The organism is Micromonospora sp. AMSO12t (assembly GCF_008806585.1).
GTDB lineage: Bacteria > Actinomycetota > Actinomycetes > Mycobacteriales > Micromonosporaceae > Micromonospora > Micromonospora reichwaldensis.
The window spans coordinates 1-3239 of the sequence record NZ_WAAS01000431.1; the positions used below are offsets into that span (position 1 = coordinate 1).

Below are 3239 nucleotides of genomic sequence, written 5' to 3' on the forward strand. Positions count from 1 at the left end.
ACGCCGTGACGCCGCCCGCCGGCACCACCCCGCCGACCGGTACCGCCGCCGCCCCGCCGGCAGACGCGCCCCGCCCGGGCGCCGACCCCGCGACCGGGCCGGCGGTACGGCCCGCCGGTCGGCCGGCGGCAGCGGCGGCGTCCCGGGGAGGGCTGCTGCGGCACCGGGACTTCCGGCTGCTCTGGGCCGCGCAGACGGCCAGCGCCGTCGGCAGCAACGTCACCGCCGTGGCGCTGCCCCTGGTCGCGGTGACCGTGCTCGACGCCAGCACCTTCGGCGTCGCGGTGCTCACCGCCGCCGCCTGGCTGCCGTGGCTGCTCGTCGGCCTGCCGGCCGGGGCCTGGGTGGACCGGTTGCCGCGCCGGCCGGTGATGATCGTCTGCGACCTGGTCTCCGCACTGCTGTTCCTCAGCGTCCCCGCCGCCGCCGTGCTCGGCGTGCTGACCGTGACGCAGTTGCTGGTGGTGGCGCTGGGCGCCGGCCTGGCCCGGGTCTTCTTCGAGACAGCCGACCAGGTCTACCTGCCCGTGCTGCTGCGCCCCGAGCAGGTGCCGGAGGGCAACGCCAAGCTCCAGGCCACCCAGACCGCGAGCTACGTGCTCGGCCCCGGTCTCGCCGGCGTGGTCGCACAGGTCGCCGGCGCCGTCACCGCGCTGCTGCTCGACGCGCTGAGCTTCCTGTTCTCCGCCGCCTGCCTGCTGCGCATCCGCACCGTCGAGCGGCGTCCCGAGCGCGTCGGGCCCGCGCGGTCGCTGCGGCGGGAGATCGGCGAGGGGATCCGGTTCGTCGCCCGGGACCCGTACCTGCGGGTGCTCACCGCCTTCGGGGCCGCCAGCAACGTCGGCCTGGTCGGCTACCAGGCGGTCCTGGTGGTCTTCCTGGTCCGGGAGGCGCGACTCGCGCCGGCCCCGGTGGGCGCGCTGGTCGCGGCGATGAGTCTCGGCGGCATCGTCGGCGCGCTGTCGGCCACCCTGCTCGGCCGTCGGCTCGGCACCGCCCGGGCCATGCTCCTGGCGGCGGTGTTCACCGGGCCGCCGGCGTTGCTGATCCCGCTCGCCGGACCCGGCGGCCGACTCGCCCTGCCGGCGATCGGCGGGATGCTGGTCAGCCTCGGGGTGGCGGTGGGCAACGTGCTCAAGGGCAGCTTCCGCCAGACCTACACGCCACACCAACTGCTGGGCCGCGTCACGGTGAGCATGCAGATGCTCAACTACGGCATGATCCCGCTGGCCGCCGTGCTGGCCGGGACGATCGGCGCGGCCTACGGGGCCGGCACCGCGATCGCGGTGATGACGGCCTGGCTCGCGCTCACGCCGGCGATCCTGCTGATCGGGCCGCTACGGCGGCGACGGGACCTGCCCGTCGCGCCGAAGCGGCCCTGAATACGCGCTGCGGCGGCGGCCGTCAGTCGGCCGCCGCCACCGGCACGGGATCTACAGCGGACGGACGTTGTCCGCCTGCGGACCCTTCTGACCCTGGGTCACCTCGAACTCGACCTTCTGGCCCTCGTTCAGCTCCCGGTAACCGCTCGACGCGATGGCCGAGTAGTGGACGAACACGTCCGGCCCTCCGCCATCCTGCTCGATGAAGCCGAAGCCCTTTTCCGAGTTGAACCACTTAACCGTGCCGGTTGCCATGCATCTCTCCCTGTTCCAAAGCGGGTGAACCTCGGTCGTCGACCGATGATCGCCCGGTGCCACCCCGAGAGTAACCGGCCGAACCCCGATTCGCTGGCCGAACTCTCGGCGCGGCGACGCGAAAGCCGGGCGGAGCGAGGTCGGCTGGGGCATGCTTGCCCCGATGAAGGGTGCCACAGCCGACGCGCTGACCGAGATCGAGCGGGAGATCGACGCTCCCGGGGGCGGGCTGGACCGGCTCCGGCTGGTGCGGATCCCGTTCGTCCCCGAGGTCCGGCTGCACCTGGCCGAGGACGCCATCGTCTGGTGGGCCCGGATGGAGGCGCAGGCCGGGCACGCCCTGCCCGCGCCGTACTGGGCCTCGGTCTGGGCCGGTGGCCAGGCCCTCGCGCGCCACCTGCTCGACCACCCCGACCTCGCGGCCGGCCGCCGGGTGCTCGACCTCGCCGCCGGGTCCGGCCTGGTGGCGATCGCGGCCGCGCTGGCCGGCGCCGAGCGGGTGGTCGCCAACGACATCGACCCGTACGCGGTCGCGGCGGTCACCGTCAATGCCCGGGCCAACGACGTGACGGTCGCGACCACCGGCGGCGACCTGCTCGACAGCGATCTCGACGGGGTGGACCTGCTGCTGGCCGGGGACGTGCTCTACGACGCGACGATGGCGGCGCGGGTGCTGCCCTTCCTGCGACGGGCCGCCGCGGGCGGCGCCGAGGTGCTGGTGGGCGATCCCGGGCGGGGCCACCTGCCGCCGGGCGTGCTGGCGACGGTGGCGAGCTACCCCGTGCCGACCACCGAGCCCTCCGTGGACTCGACCGTGCGCCGGGTGCAGGTGCTGCGCCCCCGGTGACCCCGGGCTCTCAGGGTCGACCCCGAGCCCGATACCAGGGGGCGGTGGGGGACCGGACCCGATGCCCCGGGTGGCCGGGCGGCCATAGCGTACGGGCATGGCGGATTGGCTGACCCAGATCGGAGAGCTCCCCACCACCCTGCTCATGGGGGTGCTCGGGGTGGTGATGCTCTTCGACGCCGTACCGCTGCTCGGGGTGCTGGTCCCCGGCGACGTGGCGATCCTGGCCGCGATGGGCGTCGGCGGCCCGACCACCGGGGCCGCCACCTTCGCCGTGGTGGTGGCCGGCTGCCTCGCCGGCTGGTCGCTGAGCTTCCTCGCCGGCCGCCGGTACGGCGATCGCCTGCGGCACAGCCGCCTCGGCGACTGGATCGGCGAGGCACGCTGGGCGGCGGCGGAGGGGATGCTCCAGCGCGGGGGCGGCCGGATGGTGCTGGTCGCGCCCTTCCTGCCGGTGTTCAACGCGCTGCTGCCGCTGGCGGCGGGCGGGCTGCGGATGTCGTACCCGCGCTTCCTCGGCTGCGCGACGCTCGGCGCGGCGGCCTGGGCCGGGCTCTACCTGGTGCTGGGCACCGCCTCGCGGTCGCTCGCCGGGCTGCTGCCGGGGGAGTCCAGCCCGATGCTGGTCACCATGGCGGTCGGCCTGCTGCTGGCGGGCGTGGTGCTGATGGGCACGCGGCGTCGAGTGCGCGCGGTCACCGGGGCCTGACCGGCGCCCGACGGGGGCGCGGAAAGCCGAGGAACCCGACGGGGGG

The 3239-nt window shown here is 75.3% G+C and carries 4 protein-coding genes; 3 read left to right on the plus strand and 1 reads right to left on the minus strand.

Features of this window, described 5'->3' with window-relative positions:
• Positions 1-5: 5 nt before the first annotated feature.
• A complete protein-coding gene (locus tag F6X68_RS31755) occupies positions 6-1382 on the plus strand; it encodes an MFS transporter (protein ID WP_225852552.1) in 1377 nt (458 codons plus the stop codon).
• A 51-nt stretch (positions 1383-1433) separates the two neighbouring features.
• Here F6X68_RS31755 and F6X68_RS31760 read toward each other — a convergent pair whose 3' ends face one another.
• Positions 1434-1637, minus strand: coding sequence for a cold-shock protein (locus F6X68_RS31760; protein ID WP_088961229.1), 204 nt, complete (start codon positions 1635-1637; stop codon positions 1434-1436).
• A gap of 163 nt (positions 1638-1800) precedes the next feature.
• On the opposite strand from F6X68_RS31760, the gene F6X68_RS31765 reads away from it, so the two are divergent.
• Complete coding sequence (locus tag F6X68_RS31765; protein WP_370519022.1) at positions 1801-2484, plus strand: methyltransferase; 684 nt, start codon at positions 1801-1803, stop codon at positions 2482-2484.
• Positions 2485-2581: 97 nt separating this feature from the next.
• Positions 2582-3193, plus strand: coding sequence for a DedA family protein (locus F6X68_RS31770; protein WP_151457700.1), 612 nt, complete (start codon positions 2582-2584; stop codon positions 3191-3193).
• Positions 3194-3239: the final 46 nt, after the last annotated feature.

Excerpts from the sequence above, each read along its gene's own strand:
- F6X68_RS31765 (WP_370519022.1), top strand. The coding sequence starts at position 1,801 with ATGAAGGGTGCCACAGCCGACGCGCTGACCGAGATCGAGCGGGAGATC.
- F6X68_RS31770 (WP_151457700.1), top strand. The coding sequence starts at position 2,582 with ATGGCGGATTGGCTGACCCAGATCGGAGAGCTCCCCACCACCCTGCTC.
- F6X68_RS31760 (WP_088961229.1), bottom strand. The coding sequence starts at position 1,637 with ATGGCAACCGGCACGGTTAAGTGGTTCAACTCGGAAAAGGGCTTCGGC.